Origin of the sequence: Mucilaginibacter lutimaris (assembly GCF_042676625.1) — a bacterium.
Classification (GTDB): Bacteria; Bacteroidota; Bacteroidia; order Sphingobacteriales; family Sphingobacteriaceae; genus Mucilaginibacter; species Mucilaginibacter lutimaris.
The window spans coordinates 1129679-1148536 of the sequence record NZ_JBHTIA010000003.1 but is presented as its reverse complement, the minus strand read 5'-3'; the positions used below and the strand labels follow the sequence as shown (position 1 = coordinate 1148536).

The following is an 18858-nucleotide window of genomic DNA, read 5'->3' as shown; positions in this document are numbered from 1 at the left end:
AGTTAGTTGCGATCGTGCGGGTAAATCTTCGCTTTATCGGCCCTTAAAAAGGTGGCAAGGGATTTGTTTTGGGCGATGCGCTGGAGTTGTTCGAGGTGCTGCTCTTCGAGGGGCAGCAGGGCGACCTTATCGTTTTGCAGGATCGGGATCGTCATGGTTTTGGGCGAATTTGGCGGCATTGTACTGGTCGGTCTGGCCGCGGGGTATGGATAGTGAGGTCCATTCGCCTGCGAACATTTTGCCGAGATAGACGATCTGGCCGATGTGATAGGGATAATGGGCGAGCTGGCGGTTGATGGCTTCGAGCACACTATGCGGTTCACTGCGGATCAGTATGGTTTTATGGAGGTCAGCTTCGCTTAATGAGCACAAGGTATCCAGTAAGACTTGCCAGCCAGCGTTCCATAATGTGAGCATGGCTTGGCGGGTAATAATGTCGTTGTCGAACTCGGCTTCGCGCTGGCGGTCGGGTTTCTCGCCGTCCGTGGTCAGGAAGTCGGTCCATCGGCTCTGCATATTACCGGCCAGGTGTTTAACGATACTGGCGATGCTGTTACTGTCCGGGTTATACTGCAGGAAAAGTTTTTCATCCGGTAATTGCGCAAAGGTCTTCTCCCCTAATTGTTTATAATATTCGAATTGTTTGATCGCGCTGTCGAGGTAGTTCATAACTTGCTATGTTTTTTACTGTAACAAAAATAAACGATCAGGCCGAGAATCAGCCAAGCCAGCAGGCGCAGCCAGTTCGCCCAGCCCAAGCCATAGATCATGGCGCCGCAAAAGGCGATGCCTAAAAGCGGCACTAACGGAACCCAGGGTGCGCGAAACTGGCGTTCCAGGTTAGGTTCTTTTTTCCGCAGGATGACGACGGACAGGTTCACCAGGATGAAGGCAAAAAGCGTACCGATGCTGCTCATGTGGCCAACGACATTGCCGGGCACCAATGCGGCGAACAAGCCAACGAGTAACATGATGACCAGGTTGGCTTTATAGGGTGTTTTAAATTTGGGATGTAGTTGCGCGAACATGCTGGGTAATAACCCATCCTGCCCCATGGCGTAAAAGACACGGGACTGCCCGAGCAACATGGCTAAGATGACCGAGGAGAAGCCGGCCAAAAGCGCCACCGTAACGAGTTGGGCTAACCAATCGTAGCCGGGCATGGCCTGGTGGATGGCAAAGGCGACGGAAGCTTCGCGGCCCTCGTTGCGGAAGTCTTCGACCGAAGCTAAGCCGGAGAGTACATGGCCGAAAAGGATATAAAGCACAGTACAAAAGGCCAAAGTACCTAAGATACCGACCGGCATATTGCGTTTGGGGTCGATGGTTTCCTGCGCCGTTGTGCTGACGGCGTCAAAGCCGATAAAGGCGAAAAATACGGTTCCGGCGGCTGCGAGTATGCCGCCGATACCGCCAAAGGGATGGCTAAAGCCTTGTTCATCCACATAAGTGCTTTGCGGTGGTATATAGGGGTTATGATTCACTGGGTCAATAAAACTCCAGCCGGTGAAAATGATGAGTAAAACGATCGCGACTTTGATGATGACGATCAGGCCGTTAACCCAGGCGGACTCACGGGTGCCCTTGATGAGTAGTAAACTCATCAGGATGATAATGATGAGCGCGGGCAGGTTTAGGATGCCATGTTCGCCGCTCGCTGATACCTGGAAAGGTGAATGTGACCAGGCAAAACGTATGGGCGAAACCTGGAGGATATTGACCAGCAGGTTATTGAGGTACTGACTCCAGGAGATAGCTACGGTCGCGGCACCCACGGCGTACTCTAAAATGAGGTCCCAGCCGATGATCCAGGCCAATAACTCCCCCATCGTTGCATAGGTGTAAGTGTAGGCACTGCCGGAGATCGGGATGGCCGAAGCCAGTTCGGCATAACAAAAGCCGCTCAGCGCGCAGCCGAGGGCTGCGATCACAAAAGCGAGGGTCACTGAGGCACCAGCATCATCAGCGATGGCGGTGGCGGTACTGACGAATAAGCCAGAGCCTATGACCGCGCCGATACCGAGTGCGATCAATGACCAGACGCCGAGCGTGCGTGGCAGGGTTTCACTGCCTTGCAGTATATGGCTTATTGGCTTCTTTTTCCAGAGAGACATAGTTGTGCTTTAAGGGTGGTGAGTTCGCCTAAGAGGCGGGTTTCAGGGACGGGCAGTTCGCCGGCTAAACGGACGATCTCGGCGTTGAGCGTGTCGAGTTCCGTCGGGCGACCGGCTTTGATATCTTGTAAAGTAGAAATAAATTGCCCATCAGATAATTTACTGATAGTCAACAAACTATCTATAACTGCATCAAGTTCCAGTGTAACATATTGTCGCGCTACCAAAAGGCATTCGGAAATGACCCGCTTGGCAATAGCGAGGGCGGCCGGGTCGCGGTGAAAGATGCCGTTATCGGTATCGAGCAATGGACAAATGGAATTAAAGAAACAATTGACGATGACCTTTTTCCAGACTAATTCCTGTATATTTTCCGTGGCAGTAAAGGAGAACCAAGGGTTATTTAAAGTTTCAACGATCTCATGTAATTGTGTTCCTCGGATCGTTCCTATAGGACAGTTGCTTACTGGTTTGAATTGCACCACTCCTTCTGCATCGAACTGGCTGGTGACCATGAGGACACAGCGGTACAATTGCGCATTGTCAAATGACCTTTCGATGTTCAGGCCGTTTTGCAAAATGACAACGCTTTGGGTCGTCAGCTTTGCGGCGATGTCAGGATTGGCAAATGATTTGGCGGTCACTAATACAAGCCCCTCACCTATTTCATCCAAGGTGATAACGGGTATCTCTGCTTCCAGTAGCTGGTCGGACAATTGTACTTTAATAGTGATAGGACCGCTGTTCACCCGACGGACTAGCGTGACGGGTTTTAAGGTGTGTTTTAAAAATACGGCCAGTGCCTGGCCGATGGCGCCTGCGCCGACGATATAGATCATGGTTAACGTTTAGCGTAAACAAGAATGGATGCTTTGGCGATGGCGGCTTTATTCAGCATAAAGCCGGTCATTGCCGCGGTCGAGGTCGTGCCGAGCTTGGCAGTGTTCACTGCGTAGACCGTAATTATGTAGCGGTGCGCGGCATCACCTTCGGGCGGGCATGGGCCTTGGTAGCCGGGTTTGCCGGTGTCATTGACGCTGGTTAAACTGCCGGCAGGCAAGCTGTTTTGCTTGATCGCCATGGTGGTCGCAGGTATATCGACAATTACCCAGTGCCAAAAGCCGCTTCCGGTCGGGGCATCAGGGTCATACATCGTGATGGCAAAGCTTTTGGTAGCAGCCGGCGCGTTCGACCAGTGCAATTCGGGTGAGCGGTTCTCGCCGCTGCAGGTAAATGTTTCGCTGAACTGCCCGCCGAGGTCATCACTTTTCAGCGTGAAGGTTTGCGCGGATGCCTGATGGCATAATACAACGAGAACGAATAGTATTTTTTTCATACTTCAAAATTGAGGCATGAGCGCTATGTGGTGTTATTGCGAAACGTTCATTTTGTATTGCGGGAAGCCCAATTTGCGGGTGTATGCCCGAAATGGCGTTTGAAAGCGGTGTTGAAGTTGGAGAGGTGACCATAGCCATAATCTAGGTAAATATCGTTCGCTAGCCGGCCTTTGGATAGTTCAGTAGCGGCGAGTTCGAGGCGGCGCTCGCGAATATAGCGTTGCGGCGAGACCTCGTATTGCTTTTCGAAATCGCGTTTAAAGGAGGACAGGCTGCGGTTCGCCAGGAAAGCCAGCTCTTCTAAGGTCAACGCACTCAACAAGTGCTTTTCTACGACCGCTTTTAACGTGTTTTGATGGTTACCCAAGACAGCGCCGAGGATATCAGGTGACAGCTCGTGCAAGGCGGTCAGTAGTTCCTGGACTTTGAGTCTGGCCAGGTCCGCAGATAGTGTCTGTTGCTTTTGGATGAGGGAACGCATATGGCTCACATAATCCTGGATATAGCCATTGGTCTCGAAATGCAGATACGGTTCGGTCGCTTTCGCAGACGAGCCTATAAAGGCTTGTCCGAGATGACCGGGGAAGAATACGATGAAACTGCTATAAAAGGTGTTGGTGTCGCTATGCTCCGCAATAATGGAATTGCCTTCGGGAATGAGCATCCCCTGCCCCGGCCTTAATATCGTATCGCCACCAGCACGGTAGATCTGTTTCTGCCCCTGCTGCACAAAACTGATCGCGCAATGGTCGAACAATACGCGGTTACGGAAAGGACCGCCCTTATCGCTATAATCGACAAAAGCGATATCCCCCGCGGATATCTGCGGCTGTAACCGGGTGGCTAAAGGAACACGAACAATTTCCATATCAAATGATCAAATTACCTAAACGACGCAAGGCGTCTTCAATATTGGCGGTCCAGGGCAGGCCATAGCTCAGGCGCATACAATTGCGGTACTGGTCCTGCAACGAGAACATATTGCCCGGCGCAATACTGATGCCCTGGCGCATGGCTCGGTCATATAAAGTGACCGCATTCACTTTTTCATTCATTTCGACCCAGAGCATAAACCCGCCCTGCGGCCGGCTCACTTTGGTGTCCCCTGGGAAATACTCAGCGATGGCCCGGCTATAACGCAGGGCGTTAGCTTGCAAAGTATGCCGCAGACCACGTAAGTGGTGTGCATAGCGACCGGTCTCCAGGAAACCGGCGATGACTTCCTGCGTGATCGTAGTGGCTGAAATGCTGTGGTAAAGTTTGAGCCGCAGTACCTCTTCCTTGAATTTACCTGGCGCGACCCAGCCGACCCGGTAACCCGGCGCTAAAGTTTTGGAGACAGAGCTGCACCATAAGACGAGGCCGCTGTCGTCAAAAGAACGGCAGGAACGCGGGCGTTCGGTGCCGAAATAAACTTCACCATAGAGGTCGTCTTCGATCAGGGGAACGCCGTGATATTGGATCAATCCTACAACTTCCTTTTTGTGCTCGTCAGGCATCAGGCTGCCGAGTGGATTATTAAAATTGCTAACGAGGACGACGGCTTTAATATTTTTGTTTAAGACCGCTTTGAGTGCATCGATCTCGATACCGGTTTGCGGGTGTGTCGGTAATTCAATGACCTGTAAACCCAGGCTTTGCGCCAGCTGCAAATTCCCGAAATAAACCGGGCTTTCCACGGCGATGGTATCACCACGCTGGGTCACCGCCATCAGCGACATGGCCAGCGCATCCATACAACCCGAAGTGACCACCAGGTCCTCACCGGCCAGCGGCTGCCCCTGGTTATTGTAAAAGCGGGCCACCTGCCGCCGCAGGTTCTCATTGCCCTGTACCTGCTCATATTCCAGCCCGCTCCCTTTCAGACTGCGGGTGGCTTTCAATAGTCCTTTGTTCAGTTTGGCCACCGGCAACAGTTCCAGCGAGGGTACACCTAAGGACAAGGGTATTGCCCCGTCCCTGCCCATATCTTTATAGACCCGGCTGATGACCTCATGCAAAGCGCCGCCACTAACCTGCCCCGGCGTGCTCACGCCTGGCAGCGATAAATGCTTTTTGGGTGAGCGATGCACGAAATAGCCTGAGCGTGGTCGCGACTCGATCAGTGACTTCGCCTCCAACTGGTAATAAGCCTGCAAAGCGGTACTCTGGCTGACGCGGTAACGTTCGCAAATGATCCGCAGCGAGGGGAGTTTATCCCCTACGCGTAAAACACCCTGAGCGATCTGCTGCTCCAGTTCGCTGGCGATCCGGTCATATAAATACTCCATCTGCTATGGTCTAAAAATCATTTTCTGCATCTGTACAGGTCGGCAATTTTACGACAATTTTGTGTTATGACCAAAAAAGATATCCAGACGCTACATGAGATCCATCCCTGGCATGAGCGATACATTAAACTGACCGCGGACCTGCCGCCATTAGAAGTTTTACAGGAACACCGTTATCCGTTCAACGCAAAAGACCTTGCAGCATTGGGCGAGCTAACCTACGCAACATGCAAGTGGACGATCAGAGAGATGCTGCAACACATCGTGGACACCGAACGTATCCTGGGCTACCGGGCTTTATGCCTGGCCCGTGATGAACAGGCGCCGCTGCCTAATTATGATGAAGCGGCCTACGGAAAATTCATCAACATCACCGATCGCACTGTTGATGACCTGTTAGCTGAATTTGACCTGTTAAGACAGGCGACACTGTTATTATTTCAGCAGTTTGACGAAGCAGCCCTGAAACGAACCGGTACTGCCGCAGAAAAGCGCGTTTCGGTATTGGCCATCGCTTACATTTTGGCCGGACATCCCCTGCACCATTTGAACATTATTCAAGAACGTTATTTACCCTTGTTGCTCCCGGTCGCCATCGTATTCAATGAGCCAGCTTATCTCCGACACTTTGAAGCATTAAACAAGACCTGGATACTTAAAGACTACGTCCTTGAACCTGAAGATAGGCATGTACTGGAGAACGCGCAGGAAGCCATCATCGACCGGGGCGGTGTTATTCTTTACGCGGTCGAAAATAGTCAAGTGGTCGGCACGGTCGCTTTGCAGCCCCATGGGAATGAATGGGAAATGATCAAAATGGCCGTAGCTGAAGACCAGCGCCGCCGCGGTATCGGCCGGTTCCTGATCCGCTCCGCGATGGAACAGGCCAAAAAAATGGTATCGACCGCCTGATCCTGCATTCGAACAGTATCTCCAATGCCAAAGCCGTCGACCTGTATCGCAAATGCGGCTTTCGGGAAATACCGCTGGGTGATACGCCTTATGAGCGGGCTAATATTAAAATGGAAATTCAATTATAAAACGATGCATATACCTGTAATACGAACGAACAAAAGCCGTTTAGCGGCTTATGACTTCACCAATATCCAGTTCGGGCCTAACCCGACGGATCATTTATTTACCGCCGACTACCAGAATGGCGAATGGACGAACGCCGAAGTGAAGCCTTTCGGCGAATTCCTCATCAGCCCATTAGCACTGTGTCTGCATTATGGACAGACCGTCTTCGAAGGCATGAAAGCCTTTCGCGTGGCCGATGGCGGCGTTAGCATTTTCCGCCGGGACAAACATCTGCTGCGTTTGAATCGCTCTTTGGAACGGATGTGTATGCCAGCCGTACCTGAAGCACTATTTTATGAAGCGCTTGACGCGCTCGTGGGTTTGGATGAGGGCTGGGTATCCGGTCTTACCGGCAATTCCCTGTATTTGCGCCCTATAGTCATTGCCAGCGAAGTGCGCTTAGGCGTGCTGGAAGCCAATGCATACAAATTTATGATCGTGGCCCTGCCGATGGCCAATTATTATGACGGAACCGTTAAAGTCAAAGTAGAGACCGAATATACACGTGCGGCTAAAGGTGGCGCCGGTTTCGCCAAATGCGGCGGCAATTACGGCGGAGCTTTCCTTCCTACCCGTTTGGCCCGTCAAGCCGGTTTTGACCAGGTATTGTGGACGGACGGTGATACGCACAGCTACATCGAAGAATCGGGTACGATGAACGTCATGTTCGCGATCAACGGTACACTGATCACGCCACCGCTGAACGGCACCATATTGGATGGCGTGAACCGGGACAGTATCCTGACCCTGGCTAAAGATCGTGGGATGACCACCGAGGAAAGGCCGATAGGTTACCAGGAATTGGAGACCGCTTTCAAAAATGGAGCTGAGATCGAAGCGTTTGGCGTGGGTACCGCCGCGGTATTGACCCAAATCCGTGAGATCGACATTCTGGGACAAAGCTATTTCCCGGTCACGCCCAACGATGGTATCGCCGCCAGCTTACGCGACGAACTCAATGCCATCCGTACCGGCCGCTTACCCGACCGTTATGGTTGGAATCATCTTGTAGCCAGTCCGGAAAAAGCCGAACTTGCAGAATGAACCTTACGCTGCTCATTACCGGCGCCAGTCGAGGCATTGGCGCCGCTACAGCAAAGATGGCTGCCCGGCAAGGCTACGCCGTCGCCGTCAATTATCATCATAACGCAGAAGCCGCGAATGCGATCGTCGCCGAGATCCGCGAACATGGCGGCACGGCAGAGGCCATAAAGGCAGATGTGAGTACCGAAGCCGGTGTACTGCACCTGTTCGCTGAGGTAGACCGCCTGCTCCCGCCACTATACGGCCTGGTTAATAACGCGGGCATACTGGAAACCCAAACGACCGTTGCGGACATTGCAAGCGAACGACTGCAACGCATTTTTACCGCGAATGCGATCGCCCCTTTCCTATGCTGCCGTGAAGCCATTCAAAGAATGTCCCATGGCGGCGCGATCGTGAATGTCTCGTCTTTAGCCGCAAAGACCGGCGCACCACATGAATATGCCGACTACGCTGCCAGCAAAGCTGCGCTGGAAGCTTTGACCATCGGCCTGTCCAAAGAGGTCGCCGCCCAAAATATTCGCGTCAATGGCGTCCGCCCGGCCTTCATCTATACCGACATCCACGCCGACGGCGGAGAACCCGGCCGGGTGGACCGGATCAAAGACAGTATCCCGATGCAACGCGGTGGCCGGCCCGAAGAGGTCGCCGAAGCAATCCTTTGGCTGCTGTCGGACAAGGCCTCGTACACTACCGGAACTTTTATTGATCTGACCGGAGGAAAATAAGATGCTGAACGAAACTTTACGCACACTTTTTAAGCGTGACCTCGAAAAACTAAGAACAGAACTGAACGCCTACCAGGCCGAGCCCAATATCTGGCGTGTCGATCAAGACATTGCCAATTCCGTCGGGAACCTGGCCCTTCACCTCATCGGCAACCTGAATACCTATATCGGCGCCATACTCGGCGGCACGGACTATGTCCGTGACCGTCCGGCAGAATTCGCCAGCAAAGATGTACCCAGAAGCATTTTAATCGTACAACTAGACCGCACGATAGTAATCGTTGATGCCGCGCTTAAAGCGTTGCGTAAGGACCAAATGAAGGGCCCTTACCCACAAGATGTGGGCACGGGCGATATGACGACCGAATATTTCCTGTTACACCTGGCCATGCACCTGAGCTATCATTTAGGGCAGGTCAATTATCACCGTCGTTTTCTGGACCATTAATCAACTGAAGGGAGACTTTCGACGACCATTACGCACTATTAGAAGTACGTTACAAATAGAAACTGCAAAAAAACAATGGCGATTATGGTCTTTTGAAGCCTTCCTTGAAACAAGATTCGGTTTCATCGAGGATGGCACAAGGCGCACAAGAATCGCTTAGCGGATATGATTTCGTCTCTTACCAGCATCTAGAGCTGCCTGCACTATCCCGTATAAATTTTTGGTACGTGATAGCACTAGGGTCACCTGTTACTTTTCTGAAGCTTTTGGCTGTTCAGCCAGTATGCCGACCAAGTCCTTTTCCAGGTCATTTCGGTTAGCGAGGCTATTGGTAAGGATAACCAAACCTGCGCTGAGTTGAGGGAAACAATCCAGTGAACTGCGGGAGCCACCGGTACCGCCGCCATGTTCCAGTATACGGTAGCCATTCGCACCGCTATGGATAAACCAGTTCAGGCCCATACCTTCCTGATCGGAACCGAAGGTTCGTTGATGGGAAAGCTTAATGGCCCGGTTCGCCTCGGCATTGTTAGCTTTGATGTAGTTAACCAGATCAGCAGTGGTAGATCTTAAGGCCCCCATCGCAGGAACTTCTCCCAAATCCCAAAGCGGAACCGACTTTCTTTGTTCATTATGCGGCCACGCAATCCGGCCTGACGGAAGTGATCCGATATTGATCCGTGTATCCCTCATCTGATACGGTTTCAGGATGTTTTTTGATACCAGCGAAAAGTAATCCTGACGATAAACGTCTTCCAGTATTGTACCCAGTAAAGCAACGGCCATATTGGAGTAAGCATAAATTTTGCCCGGAAGAGTATCCATTTTCATGTGATGCAGTCCTTCATATAAAAGCGTTCTCGAGTAATTGGACAAGGGGTTAAGTGAATCATAGGTGGGCCGTTCCCACATGTTGGGGAATATCCTTGTGATCCTTGAAGTGTGGTTACTTAGATCTTTAATCCGTATAGGCGTACCCTTATAATTTAGATTGGGGTAGGCACCTTTAAGATATTTTCTGATATCATCTTCCAGGTTGATCTTTTTATCCAACACGGCCTGTGCAAGGATTATCCCCGTGAATGATTTGGTCGTAGAGCCGATCTCATAGATGGTATTTTCATCGGGCCGTTGCCCGTTACCGGCCTTCGTCTCCCCATAATTGTAAAAATGCGGTTTGCCGTTCTGCACTAATGCAATGGAAAGTCCCACCGCTCTTTTATCCTGAAAATATCGCTGAACGTACCTGTCGACCAGCGAATCCAGCCGGGAATGAAGCGGGTTATCTGACGCTACCAGCCGGACCTGCCCGGCGCAGATCAGACTGTTCAGGAAATATAACGGCATCAGGTATACAAAACTAAAAAGCATTGTTACCGGCCTTTTTATGAGTGCTATAGCGTTAATTCTAATGTTCATGGGATACCGAAGATATGACCTATTAAGTTCCATTTGGTTGTTTTATGAGTAACGATTCAGGTTCTTATTTTGCCTTCTGCAGACAATTTGACTTCCAGATAAAGAACATCATGACGGCTGTAACGCCCAGATAAGGCAGCAGCACATTTAACGGGTGATAATCACGGGCATCCTGCACAAGCGCAAAAAGCATAGTTTTACCTTCTTCCGGCGAGCGGGGAACAAGTGCCTGAACCACGTTCCAGCCAAAATGCAAACCAATAGATAAGATCAATTTGCCGGTCTTGAGATAACAAATCCCGTATAGTATCGATCCGAGGCCGGTGGTCAGCCATGTCATTAAAAACTGCTGCCAGGTTACGCTCGAATTCAGCTTCAGATGCATCACAGCGAATGGCAGCGTAACCGCCAGTTGAGCGACCCAGGGCCCGTACGCGGTCAATAAACGTTGAAAGGGATAACCCCGGTAGGTGAATTCCTGTGCAAAGGACGACCAGAGGTGAATAAAGATCAATATGAGGAGATATACTGGATCAACATGGCCGGTAAAAACCAGCCTTCCGCCGTTCAACCAGATCGTAAGCCCGGCACTTGTTAATAAGGCCAATATACCTATCAGCAGCCCGCGGAAGAAGTTTTTCCAATCGGCAGCACACGTAGGCACAAATCCGAGGCTGGTTAACGGCTTAACTTCCGCTTTGAGGAACAATAAGCTCAAAAGCATTGCGATCCCAAAATAATAGAAGACGCTGTCGAGTGTAGGGATGACTCCACCAATATAAGCGGCTCCGACAATCACTATAAAATAAACGCTTACTCTTAGCCAAACGGGCAATTGATCAATCAATTTTTTCCTTTCCATTTTCCATCCTTTTGTTTACAAAAAGACGGTCTTTCGACGGGGCGGAAAAATAAAATCGACGAACCGATGGGAATTGGCAACCAAACAGCCCGGGCTAGCGATATCGTTGCTGCCTATCGTAAGATAACCTGCTGATTCAAAGTTGTAACCTTTGAAAAAGTTCTTCCCGGTTGCTTGCTCCAATTGGAATCTCAGCATTCATCAGTTCAATGACGTTGCCTTTGATCGCCCGGATCATTTTAAGGTTAACGATATATGACCGGTGCACCCGGAGAAACTGCTTGGGGGGAAGCAGATCTTCGAATAGTTTCAAATGCATTCCTGCGAACAGCCTTGTTTCCTTTAGATAAACCGAACTGAAGTCCCTTTCGGCCTGAATATAGAATATTTGGTCATGCTCCACACGCAGCAGCCTGTTATCCTGGCGAATGAACAAGCAGTCCGGCTGATGTTCTGTCTCTGGCAAACGGATATGTTTCATTGCCATTCTTTCGCTGATTTTCTGTACGGCCTGGTAAAAGCGCTCAAAGGTGATCGGCTTTAAGAGGTAATCAACGGAATTGAGATCGAAGCCTTCCACTGCATAGTTGGGATAAGCCGTCGTAAAGACAACGAGCGGTGGATTCCGCAGTGAGCGCATGAATTCCGTACCGGTAATGACCGGCATCTGAATGTCCAGGAAAATCAAGTCGACCTTCCGGCTGTAAAGCCCTTCATAGGCTTCAGTGGCGTTGTGGCAGCTTTTAACGAGTTCTAATTCTGGAACGCGCTGAATATACGTTTGCAGGATATCCCGCGCGATCGGCTCATCATCAACGACCATGCAATTGATCTTTTTCATAGGCTAAGACATAAATTTGCCAAATAAGTATTTCCACTAGCACTTACTTCGTAACGATAGCGGTCGGTATAGTATAACTCGAGCCGCTTCCGCATATTGGCCAGGCCGATACCGCCGGACATGGCCTCTGGCCTCGCCGGGTCAATGCTATTCTCTATTTCAAATTTAATCGACTCAGGCGCGACCGTTAATGCAATATCGATAAAAGCGCCCGGTTCGTCGGGCGTAAATTTGAACGCATTCTCAATCAGTGGAATAAGCAGTAAAGGGGCAATTCCAACGTCATCTGGAATTGATGGCTGGTTAAACATCACCTTTGTAAAATTTAACCTTACCTTTTCCAGTTCAATATAATCGGCCATGAGCTTCACCTCTTTGCTGATCGGCATCGTGTCCCCTTCGGATTCATAAAGCATATAACGCAACAATTCGGACAGGCGGGACACCAGACCCGCAGACCGTACCGTATCACCGGTAATGATCAGCCCGTAAATATTATTCATGGAATTAAATAAAAAATGCGGGTTCAGCTGCGCTCTGAGAAAGTTGAGTTCCAGTTCAAGCTTTTCTTTCGCCAGGGTTACGCTTTTCATATTGCTGCGGTAGGCATTCAAGGCCGTCTTAATACTGATCGGGATGGTTAAGGTGAGCAGCAGAAAAAATGGCGTACCAAAAGTGACGACGCGAATGAGGACGATATTGCTTAGATCGGAACTCATCAGTTGGAAGTAGCCAAGTTCCGTCTTAGATAACCTTTCCATACAAGGCGCGCAACTGCTGATCAGAAATTTCTCGGCAATAGCGTCCAAGATCGTATAAATCACTAAAAGTATCAGAATCAGCAATACACCTTTAACATATTTATGGTTGGCAAAATACTTTGGCCAGAGGTAGTAAATCAGGGTGTAATAAAACAGCGCAATAACGCCGGTGCTACAGGTGTTAAGTAAAAGCATGCGGCTTATAGGAAAACCGCCGTAGACGTTAAACGTGACATTTGTGAGGTAAAAGCGCAACACGAGCAGCAGCAGCCAAAACAGACCATGCTGCAACCAGCGTATACCCTTGTCTGGGTAAAGCAAAAATTTGGAATGGGACATTGACATGCCTAAAGTTGCTTTTTTTAAGCGGTCATATCAATTAAAAACCACGAACGCAAAAAAAAGCAAACAAACAGGTTTTTTTTTCCAACTACAACAGATTAATCAGATATCCTATCGCATTCCTTTTTCATCAAAACATATAAGTTTCTGTTCAGAACTCTACCCCTCCTGACTAAACAAAGTTCTGAATTGAAAAACGCCTGCTTATTTCTAGAACCGACTATACATTGATTCTAAAGGCTCGTAATTTGTGTTCGCTAGCTCGAAGTGACTGGGAATACTATATCGTTGGAATTGTATCAAATCGTTTGAATGCAGCCCCATCAGTGTTACCGCTGTCGGCATAAACGAAGTAGTCCTCCGGGTTATAAACCTGCAGGGCTGTGCTCTGTACAGGGCTGCCGTTTTCTGTCAGCAGGCTTGTTTTAGCTACAAAGAAAGCTAGTATACACAGACCGATCAGGACGGTCATTTATCATAGACGCTGTTTTTGGACTGCTATGTCTCTATTGTTTGGATGGTGTGGGCCATCCAAAAAGTCAGTTACTTTGAATTGTTTTAAGCGATCCCAATGTTTCAGGTCGACCACTGAACCGGGTCGGAGATAGTTTAGAGAAACAATTTAATAATTAACGTTGCATCAATAAAAAATTTGAGAACGACCTATTTTCACCGTAAGCACTTAGCAGGAATGTTGTAAAAAGTAAGAAGACGGTAGTACTTTAATTTTCATTGTTCTAATGGGTTCCAGTAAGTCCACCGTTCAGTGTGAAGGAAACGCGACCTAATGTATCAAAACATCTCCTCTTATCAAAGATCAAATATTGGCCTCCACCTAAAGATAATTGATTCATAATAGTTACTTTTTGTAACTTTATTTTCATGGCGCGCGCGAAAGGTTCAAGTATAACAAATTTTGAAGCTTGGGAGAGACTCTCAGGCGACGTTAGGGCTAAAGAGCCGCCAACAGGAATAAGAGAAAAGATCTTAGGCAGCTTGGGATTCGATGGTAAACGATTAAAAATAAAGAGTTTACCAGAAATAAATAAGTATACCAATCACTTGAGCTGGCTTGAGGTCATCGATCCGTTGATACCTGAACAACCCGTCAAAATTATTTTTATGCGAGAGCTCCGGAGGGATGATAAGATAGTTCAAACGCTGGTGATTACTAGAGTAGATGTAGCTGAGGAGACTCATGAATCCTATACGGAAAGCTTTTTTATCCTTAAAGGTCGTTGTGTGTGCACAGTTGGGGGAAATGTCTTTGAACTAGGCCCCGGGAACTATTTGAGTATTCCGCCCTACATTCCGCATGACGTACGTTTATTGACGCCGGAAGTAACTGCCATTCTGCAATACCAGCTTATTTAGTTTTTCTGTGATTTGTTTTACTTTTGAATAGCTAAGTTGCGGTAAATGGCAAAATAAAATCAAATATTCCTTTCAAGGATTTGAAGTCTGGGCTTCGAGCCCATGTTGATAGCCTTGAAAAAACTCTTATTGAATAAAGTTAAATACGCACAATAATTGTTCGATTTCGAACAGTTTTAATTATATATTAACAATAGTTTACTCAAGATCACGCTGTTGTAAAAATGGCACGTAGGTTGACCAAGCAAGACATTGGAATCGTATAATGTTCATATTAGTTTCTACGGCGCGTTATTCGTCTGTCTGGCCTGCATTAGTATTCCACTCGTATCGCTTTTGTTCTTTGTTAAGCGTTCTACTCGTTCAGCAAATGTTTATCTGGGCTTGGCAGTGATTACTACGGTCTTGTTCCTGCCGCACGATGCATATGTCAGCAATGAACACTTGAATAATTGGCCGATGCAGGTGTATACGTCACCGCAGTTCTCCATGGCATTCGGTCCATTGATCTACTTTTATGTTTTTAAACTAGTTAATCCTGATATACCTTTCAAACGACGAAACTTGTTGCATTTTAGTCCGGTATTTTTAGAAATAATCTTACGGGCGGGATCCACGAGCGTCTTATTGAGTCTGACCTTGCAATCGCTCTCACTCATTTCTGCTTTAAGTTATATTACACTAAGCCAAAAGCTCATCAGAGATTTTTATAACAGCCGACAATTTATTGGAGGCGATCGGTATCGACATGAACTAACTTGGCTTCGTAATTTGCTGATTATGATCAGCGTACTTTGTGTTCTGCGGTTTGCACTTTGCGTACTTTTTTATTTATTCCAGATCCAATGGATAATTTCTATCGATTACGCGGTCGCTGCAGCTACCCTATGCGGACTGATATGGCTGGCCGCACAAGCGCACCTCAAGGCGCAAAACCTTCTACCCTATCTTAATTTGCCCTTATTGCGGCCAACGAAACAGGGCGATATCAGGCATAAGGCCATTTGGATCAAAAATGAAGTAAAAACCCACCGCTATTATGAAGACCCGAATCTGAGCCTGGAGTCTTTGGCAGGTAAACTTGAGATGACCGTCCATGAGCTGTCAAGCCTGATCAATACTGGCCTGAAGAAAAGTTTTAATGATTTTATCAATCAATTTCGCATTCAGGCCGTCATAGCCAAGTTTAAAGATCCGAAGTATGACGGTATGACGTTGATCGCAGTTGCCTACGAATCTGGCTTCAATTCTCAAAGCTCATTTACACGGGTGTTTAAACAAAGTACAGGAAAAAGCCCGGCTGACTTCAAAGCGGAAATGAGAAAAGATTACCCATTTTATAATGTGAGCAAGCGAATAGAGGTCGCAACGATAATTTCGCATAAAAAAACCAACCGGATTCTTATGCTGAAAAATTATTTCATAACCGCTTACCGCAGCCTGCGAAGGTTCAAGCTTTTTACTTTTCTTAACGTGTTTGGCCTTACCACGGGCATGGCGTGTAGCATTTTGATTCTTTTATGGGTCCAGGATGAGCGAAGCTATGATCAATTTAATAAACATGCAAGGCAGATTTACAGGCTAACCGTTAATGTAGCCGGAACACCCGCGGCAGTTACGCCACCCCCAGTGGTACTTGCAATGAAACAAGAACTCCCCGCAGTAGAGACGGTCACAAGAGTGGTTCCGATCAGTACAGTAGTACGCGTTGGCAATCAGAAGTTTTCTGAGAAAAATGTTTTCTACGCAGATCCAAATTTTTTGGAAGTATTCAGTTACCCATTGCTAAAAGGGGAAAAAACTCAGGCCCTGACTAGTCCTGATGGGGTCGTCATTACCGAAATCGCTGCAATAAAATACTTTGGCACGGACAACGCCATTGGAAAGATTATTCATGTCGACAACGACGCAAATGGGCACGATTATAAGGTAACGGGCATCCTTAAAAACGTCCCGCGTAATTCGCATTTGCAATTCACGTTGTTACTACCTATTGAATTTTATGATCGATCCAACGCGGATGTCTGGGACAACTTCTCCGCCTACAGTTATATCCAGGTGCATGACCAATTTAATGCAAATTCCAAAACTATCGCCGTACTTGAAAAACAAACTGATGCTCTTTATAAAGCCAACGACAAAAGCAATACCAAAAGTACCTTTTCTTTACAGCCACTTACTGATATTCACTTGCACTCAACACTGTCGCTGGATGTTAATGGACAAGGCAATAACCAGTATGTAACCATATTCTTCTTGATAGCTTTATTTATTTTGTTGCTGGCTTGTGTCAATTTTATGAATTTAGCCACTGCTTTAGGGACGCACCGGGCGAAAGAGGTTGGTTTACGCAAAACTATAGGTGCTTTACGTGGGCAGCTGATCACACAGTTCATGAGCGAATCTATATTGGTAAGTATGATCTCGTTGATAGTGGGAATCGCTCTTGCGTGGTTGTTATTACCACTGTTCAACAATCTTTCTGGCAAACAAATAACGATCGATTTGTTAAACTTTAAAATAGCTGGAAGCCTCTTAGCCCTAGCAGCATTTGTCGGAATAGTTTCAGGTAGCTATCCGGCATTCTTTATGTCTTCGTTTAATCCTGCTAAGGTACTAAAGGGCCTTAGGATCTTTGACGGAAAGAAATCCTATTTACGCAATGGGCTGGTCGTTTTTCAATTTGCTGTAGCGGTGGTTTTGATAGTGAGCACCATCGTCGTTAACTATCAGCTGAGATTTATTCGCAGCCGGGACATGGGGTTTGATAAAAAAAACCTGCTTTACCTGGAAATGCCTAAAACTGGAGACTTACAAAGCAACTATCAGGCCTTAAAGGCGACTTTGAAGCAGAATGCAGATATCACCGATTACAGTTTGATCAATCAACTACCTACTAACCTCAGCTCCGCCACTAATGATGTTACCTGGAGTGGAAAAGACCCTCGCTTGCAGATCCTTTTTCCGCATATCAGTGTAGACGGCAATTTTGTAAAAACTTTCGGTATGCATATGCTTGCCGGACGAAGCTTCGATGACAATGTAGATGGCGATCAAGCTAATTATGTTTTAAATGAGAAAGCGGTATTGCTAATGGGCTTTACAACGGAAACCGCGGTAGGACAAAAGATCAGCAGTAAAGGGCACGAAGGCATAATAATCGGCGTAGTAAAAGATTTCAATTTTAAGCCCGTACAACAGCCAATCGAGCCGCTTATTATGAAGCATACCAACAACGGCGGCTATCTGGTGTTGAGATCCCGACCGGAAAACGTCGAGACGTTGCTGCCAAAATTACGGTCCATTTTTCAGAAAGTTTATCCAAACGCTCCCTTTTCCTTTGGTTTTGTGGATGAAGATCTGTCTAAGTTGTACTTAGCCGAGCAACGTATTTGCGCTTTATTTAATACGTTCTCAATTATTTCTATCGTAATATCTTGTCTCGGCTTATTCGGATTAGCCGCTTTCGCAACCCAGCGACGCGTAAAAGAGATCGGTGTTAGACGCGTGTTGGGTGCTAGTGTTTCCGGAATCACCGTGATGCTAATGAAAGATTTTGTAAGACTAGTGGCATTATCCCTCTTAATTGGTTTTCCTTTGGCCTGGTACGCCATGCATCATTGGTTGAATAGCTACGCCTACAGGATACAACTCAGTTGGTGGATTTTTGCTGGAGCAGGTTTGATCGCAATCTTTATAGCTGTTGTGACTGTCGCATACCAATCGGTTAAGGCGGCACTGTGTAATCCCGTCAAGAGTTTGAGAATAGACTAGAACTAACGAAGGCATTCGATACATCTTTGGTAAAATAGGAAGAGATGCCGGAATATTATCTTTTGCATTAAGCTGAGCCGTTACTATCGCTTTAGTGAATTTAAATCTGATAATTATGTGCCGGCTTTTTAAATAGAACATATTTTCTTATCTTTGAGGTAACAATTAGAGTAAACTTGCTATTTTGCGTCATTCGTAGAGTAAGGTACTTTTTAAAATGTAAGTTACTGATAATAAACATATAAGAGCGACAGTTCTGAACCCTCGCTCTCCGCCATAAGGCAAAACAAAAGAAACTGCGTCATTCGTAGAGTCTTTTTGAAAAACTTGCCAAAAACAGCATCAGTAAAGCGTAGAGCGCATGGGTTCTGAACCCTAACTCTCCGCTGATTATCATATCAAACAAAAGAAACGCCTTAAATGATGCATTTAAGGCGTTCTTGTTTTAACTGCTCCCGCTTATT

Annotated in this window: 18 protein-coding genes; 6 read left to right on the top strand and 12 right to left on the bottom strand. The window is 47.5% G+C overall.

What is annotated here, in order from left to right; all coding sequences use genetic code 11:
* Positions 1-2: 2 nt before the first annotated feature.
* The 7 genes from ACFQZI_RS06015 to ACFQZI_RS05985 are packed head-to-tail and all read right to left on the bottom strand — an operon-like array spanning position 3 to position 5721.
* Positions 3-155, bottom strand: coding sequence for a hypothetical protein (locus ACFQZI_RS06015; RefSeq protein ID WP_377139748.1), 153 nt, complete (start codon positions 153-155; stop codon positions 3-5).
* Positions 127-669, bottom strand: coding sequence for a DUF1572 family protein (locus ACFQZI_RS06010; RefSeq protein ID WP_377139745.1), 543 nt, complete (start codon positions 667-669; stop codon positions 127-129). Before ACFQZI_RS06010 ends, ACFQZI_RS06015 begins: the two co-directional genes overlap by 29 nt.
* Positions 666-2114, bottom strand: coding sequence for an amino acid permease (locus ACFQZI_RS06005; protein WP_377139742.1), 1449 nt, complete (start codon positions 2112-2114; stop codon positions 666-668). The genes ACFQZI_RS06010 and ACFQZI_RS06005 overlap by 4 nt, the downstream gene beginning before the upstream one ends.
* Positions 2087-2953, bottom strand: coding sequence for a ketopantoate reductase family protein (locus tag ACFQZI_RS06000; protein WP_377139739.1), 867 nt, complete (start codon positions 2951-2953; stop codon positions 2087-2089). The genes ACFQZI_RS06005 and ACFQZI_RS06000 overlap by 28 nt, the downstream gene beginning before the upstream one ends.
* A gap of 2 nt (positions 2954-2955) precedes the next feature.
* Positions 2956-3450: a YbhB/YbcL family Raf kinase inhibitor-like protein gene (locus ACFQZI_RS05995; protein WP_377139736.1), complete on the bottom strand. Its 495-nt coding sequence runs from the start codon at positions 3448-3450 to the stop codon at positions 2956-2958.
* Between the two features lie 47 nt (positions 3451-3497).
* Complete coding sequence (locus ACFQZI_RS05990; protein ID WP_377139734.1) at positions 3498-4319, bottom strand: helix-turn-helix domain-containing protein; 822 nt, start codon at positions 4317-4319, stop codon at positions 3498-3500.
* A gap of 1 nt (position 4320) precedes the next feature.
* On the bottom strand, positions 4321-5721 hold the full coding sequence (locus ACFQZI_RS05985) for an aminotransferase-like domain-containing protein (protein WP_377139731.1): 1401 nt from the start codon (positions 5719-5721) through the stop codon (positions 4321-4323).
* 66 nt (positions 5722-5787) lie between these two features.
* Between ACFQZI_RS05985 and ACFQZI_RS05980 the strand changes: the two genes are divergently transcribed.
* Genes ACFQZI_RS05980 through ACFQZI_RS05965 form a run of 4 tightly spaced genes read left to right on the top strand, consistent with a single transcriptional unit; the run spans position 5788 to position 9021 of the window.
* The gene (locus ACFQZI_RS05980; protein ID WP_377139729.1) at positions 5788-6633 is read left to right on the top strand and encodes a GNAT family N-acetyltransferase; all 846 of its coding nucleotides are present in this window, start codon (positions 5788-5790) and stop codon (positions 6631-6633) included.
* 24 nt (positions 6634-6657) lie between these two features.
* On the top strand, positions 6658-7845 hold the full coding sequence (locus ACFQZI_RS05975; protein ID WP_377139726.1) for a branched-chain amino acid aminotransferase: 1188 nt from the start codon (positions 6658-6660) through the stop codon (positions 7843-7845).
* Positions 7842-8573 carry an SDR family oxidoreductase gene (locus tag ACFQZI_RS05970; RefSeq protein WP_377139723.1) on the top strand — a complete coding sequence of 244 codons (732 nt, stop codon included), beginning with the start codon at positions 7842-7844 and terminating at the stop codon, positions 8571-8573. The genes ACFQZI_RS05975 and ACFQZI_RS05970 overlap by 4 nt, the downstream gene beginning before the upstream one ends.
* Position 8574: 1 nt before the next feature.
* On the top strand, positions 8575-9021 hold the full coding sequence (locus tag ACFQZI_RS05965; protein ID WP_377139721.1) for a DinB family protein: 447 nt from the start codon (positions 8575-8577) through the stop codon (positions 9019-9021).
* Positions 9022-9270: 249 nt separating this feature from the next.
* On the opposite strand, the gene ACFQZI_RS05960 is transcribed toward ACFQZI_RS05965, so the two are convergent.
* The 5 genes from ACFQZI_RS05960 to ACFQZI_RS05940 form a co-directional block, all read right to left on the bottom strand.
* Positions 9271-10440, bottom strand: coding sequence for a serine hydrolase domain-containing protein (locus ACFQZI_RS05960; protein WP_377139719.1), 1170 nt, complete (start codon positions 10438-10440; stop codon positions 9271-9273).
* A gap of 64 nt (positions 10441-10504) precedes the next feature.
* Entirely contained in the window at positions 10505-11302 is a 798-nt protein-coding gene (locus tag ACFQZI_RS05955; protein WP_377139717.1) for a CPBP family intramembrane glutamic endopeptidase, read from the bottom strand.
* Positions 11303-11438: 136 nt separating this feature from the next.
* Positions 11439-12143 carry a LytR/AlgR family response regulator transcription factor gene (locus ACFQZI_RS05950; protein WP_377139714.1) on the bottom strand — a complete coding sequence of 235 codons (705 nt, stop codon included), beginning with the start codon at positions 12141-12143 and terminating at the stop codon, positions 11439-11441.
* Positions 12140-13243 carry a sensor histidine kinase gene (locus ACFQZI_RS05945; protein ID WP_377139711.1) on the bottom strand — a complete coding sequence of 368 codons (1104 nt, stop codon included), beginning with the start codon at positions 13241-13243 and terminating at the stop codon, positions 12140-12142. Before ACFQZI_RS05945 ends, ACFQZI_RS05950 begins: the two co-directional genes overlap by 4 nt.
* A 283-nt stretch (positions 13244-13526) precedes the next feature.
* Positions 13527-13718 carry a hypothetical protein gene (locus ACFQZI_RS05940; RefSeq protein WP_377139709.1) on the bottom strand — a complete coding sequence of 64 codons (192 nt, stop codon included), beginning with the start codon at positions 13716-13718 and terminating at the stop codon, positions 13527-13529.
* Positions 13719-14128: 410 nt separating this feature from the next.
* Between ACFQZI_RS05940 and ACFQZI_RS05935 the strand changes: the two genes are divergently transcribed.
* Positions 14129-14620 carry a cupin domain-containing protein gene (locus ACFQZI_RS05935; RefSeq protein WP_377139707.1) on the top strand — a complete coding sequence of 164 codons (492 nt, stop codon included), beginning with the start codon at positions 14129-14131 and terminating at the stop codon, positions 14618-14620.
* A gap of 252 nt (positions 14621-14872) precedes the next feature.
* Complete coding sequence (locus ACFQZI_RS05930; RefSeq protein ID WP_377139704.1) at positions 14873-18394, top strand: ABC transporter permease; 3522 nt, start codon at positions 14873-14875, stop codon at positions 18392-18394.
* The last annotated feature ends 464 nt before the right edge of the window (positions 18395-18858 follow it).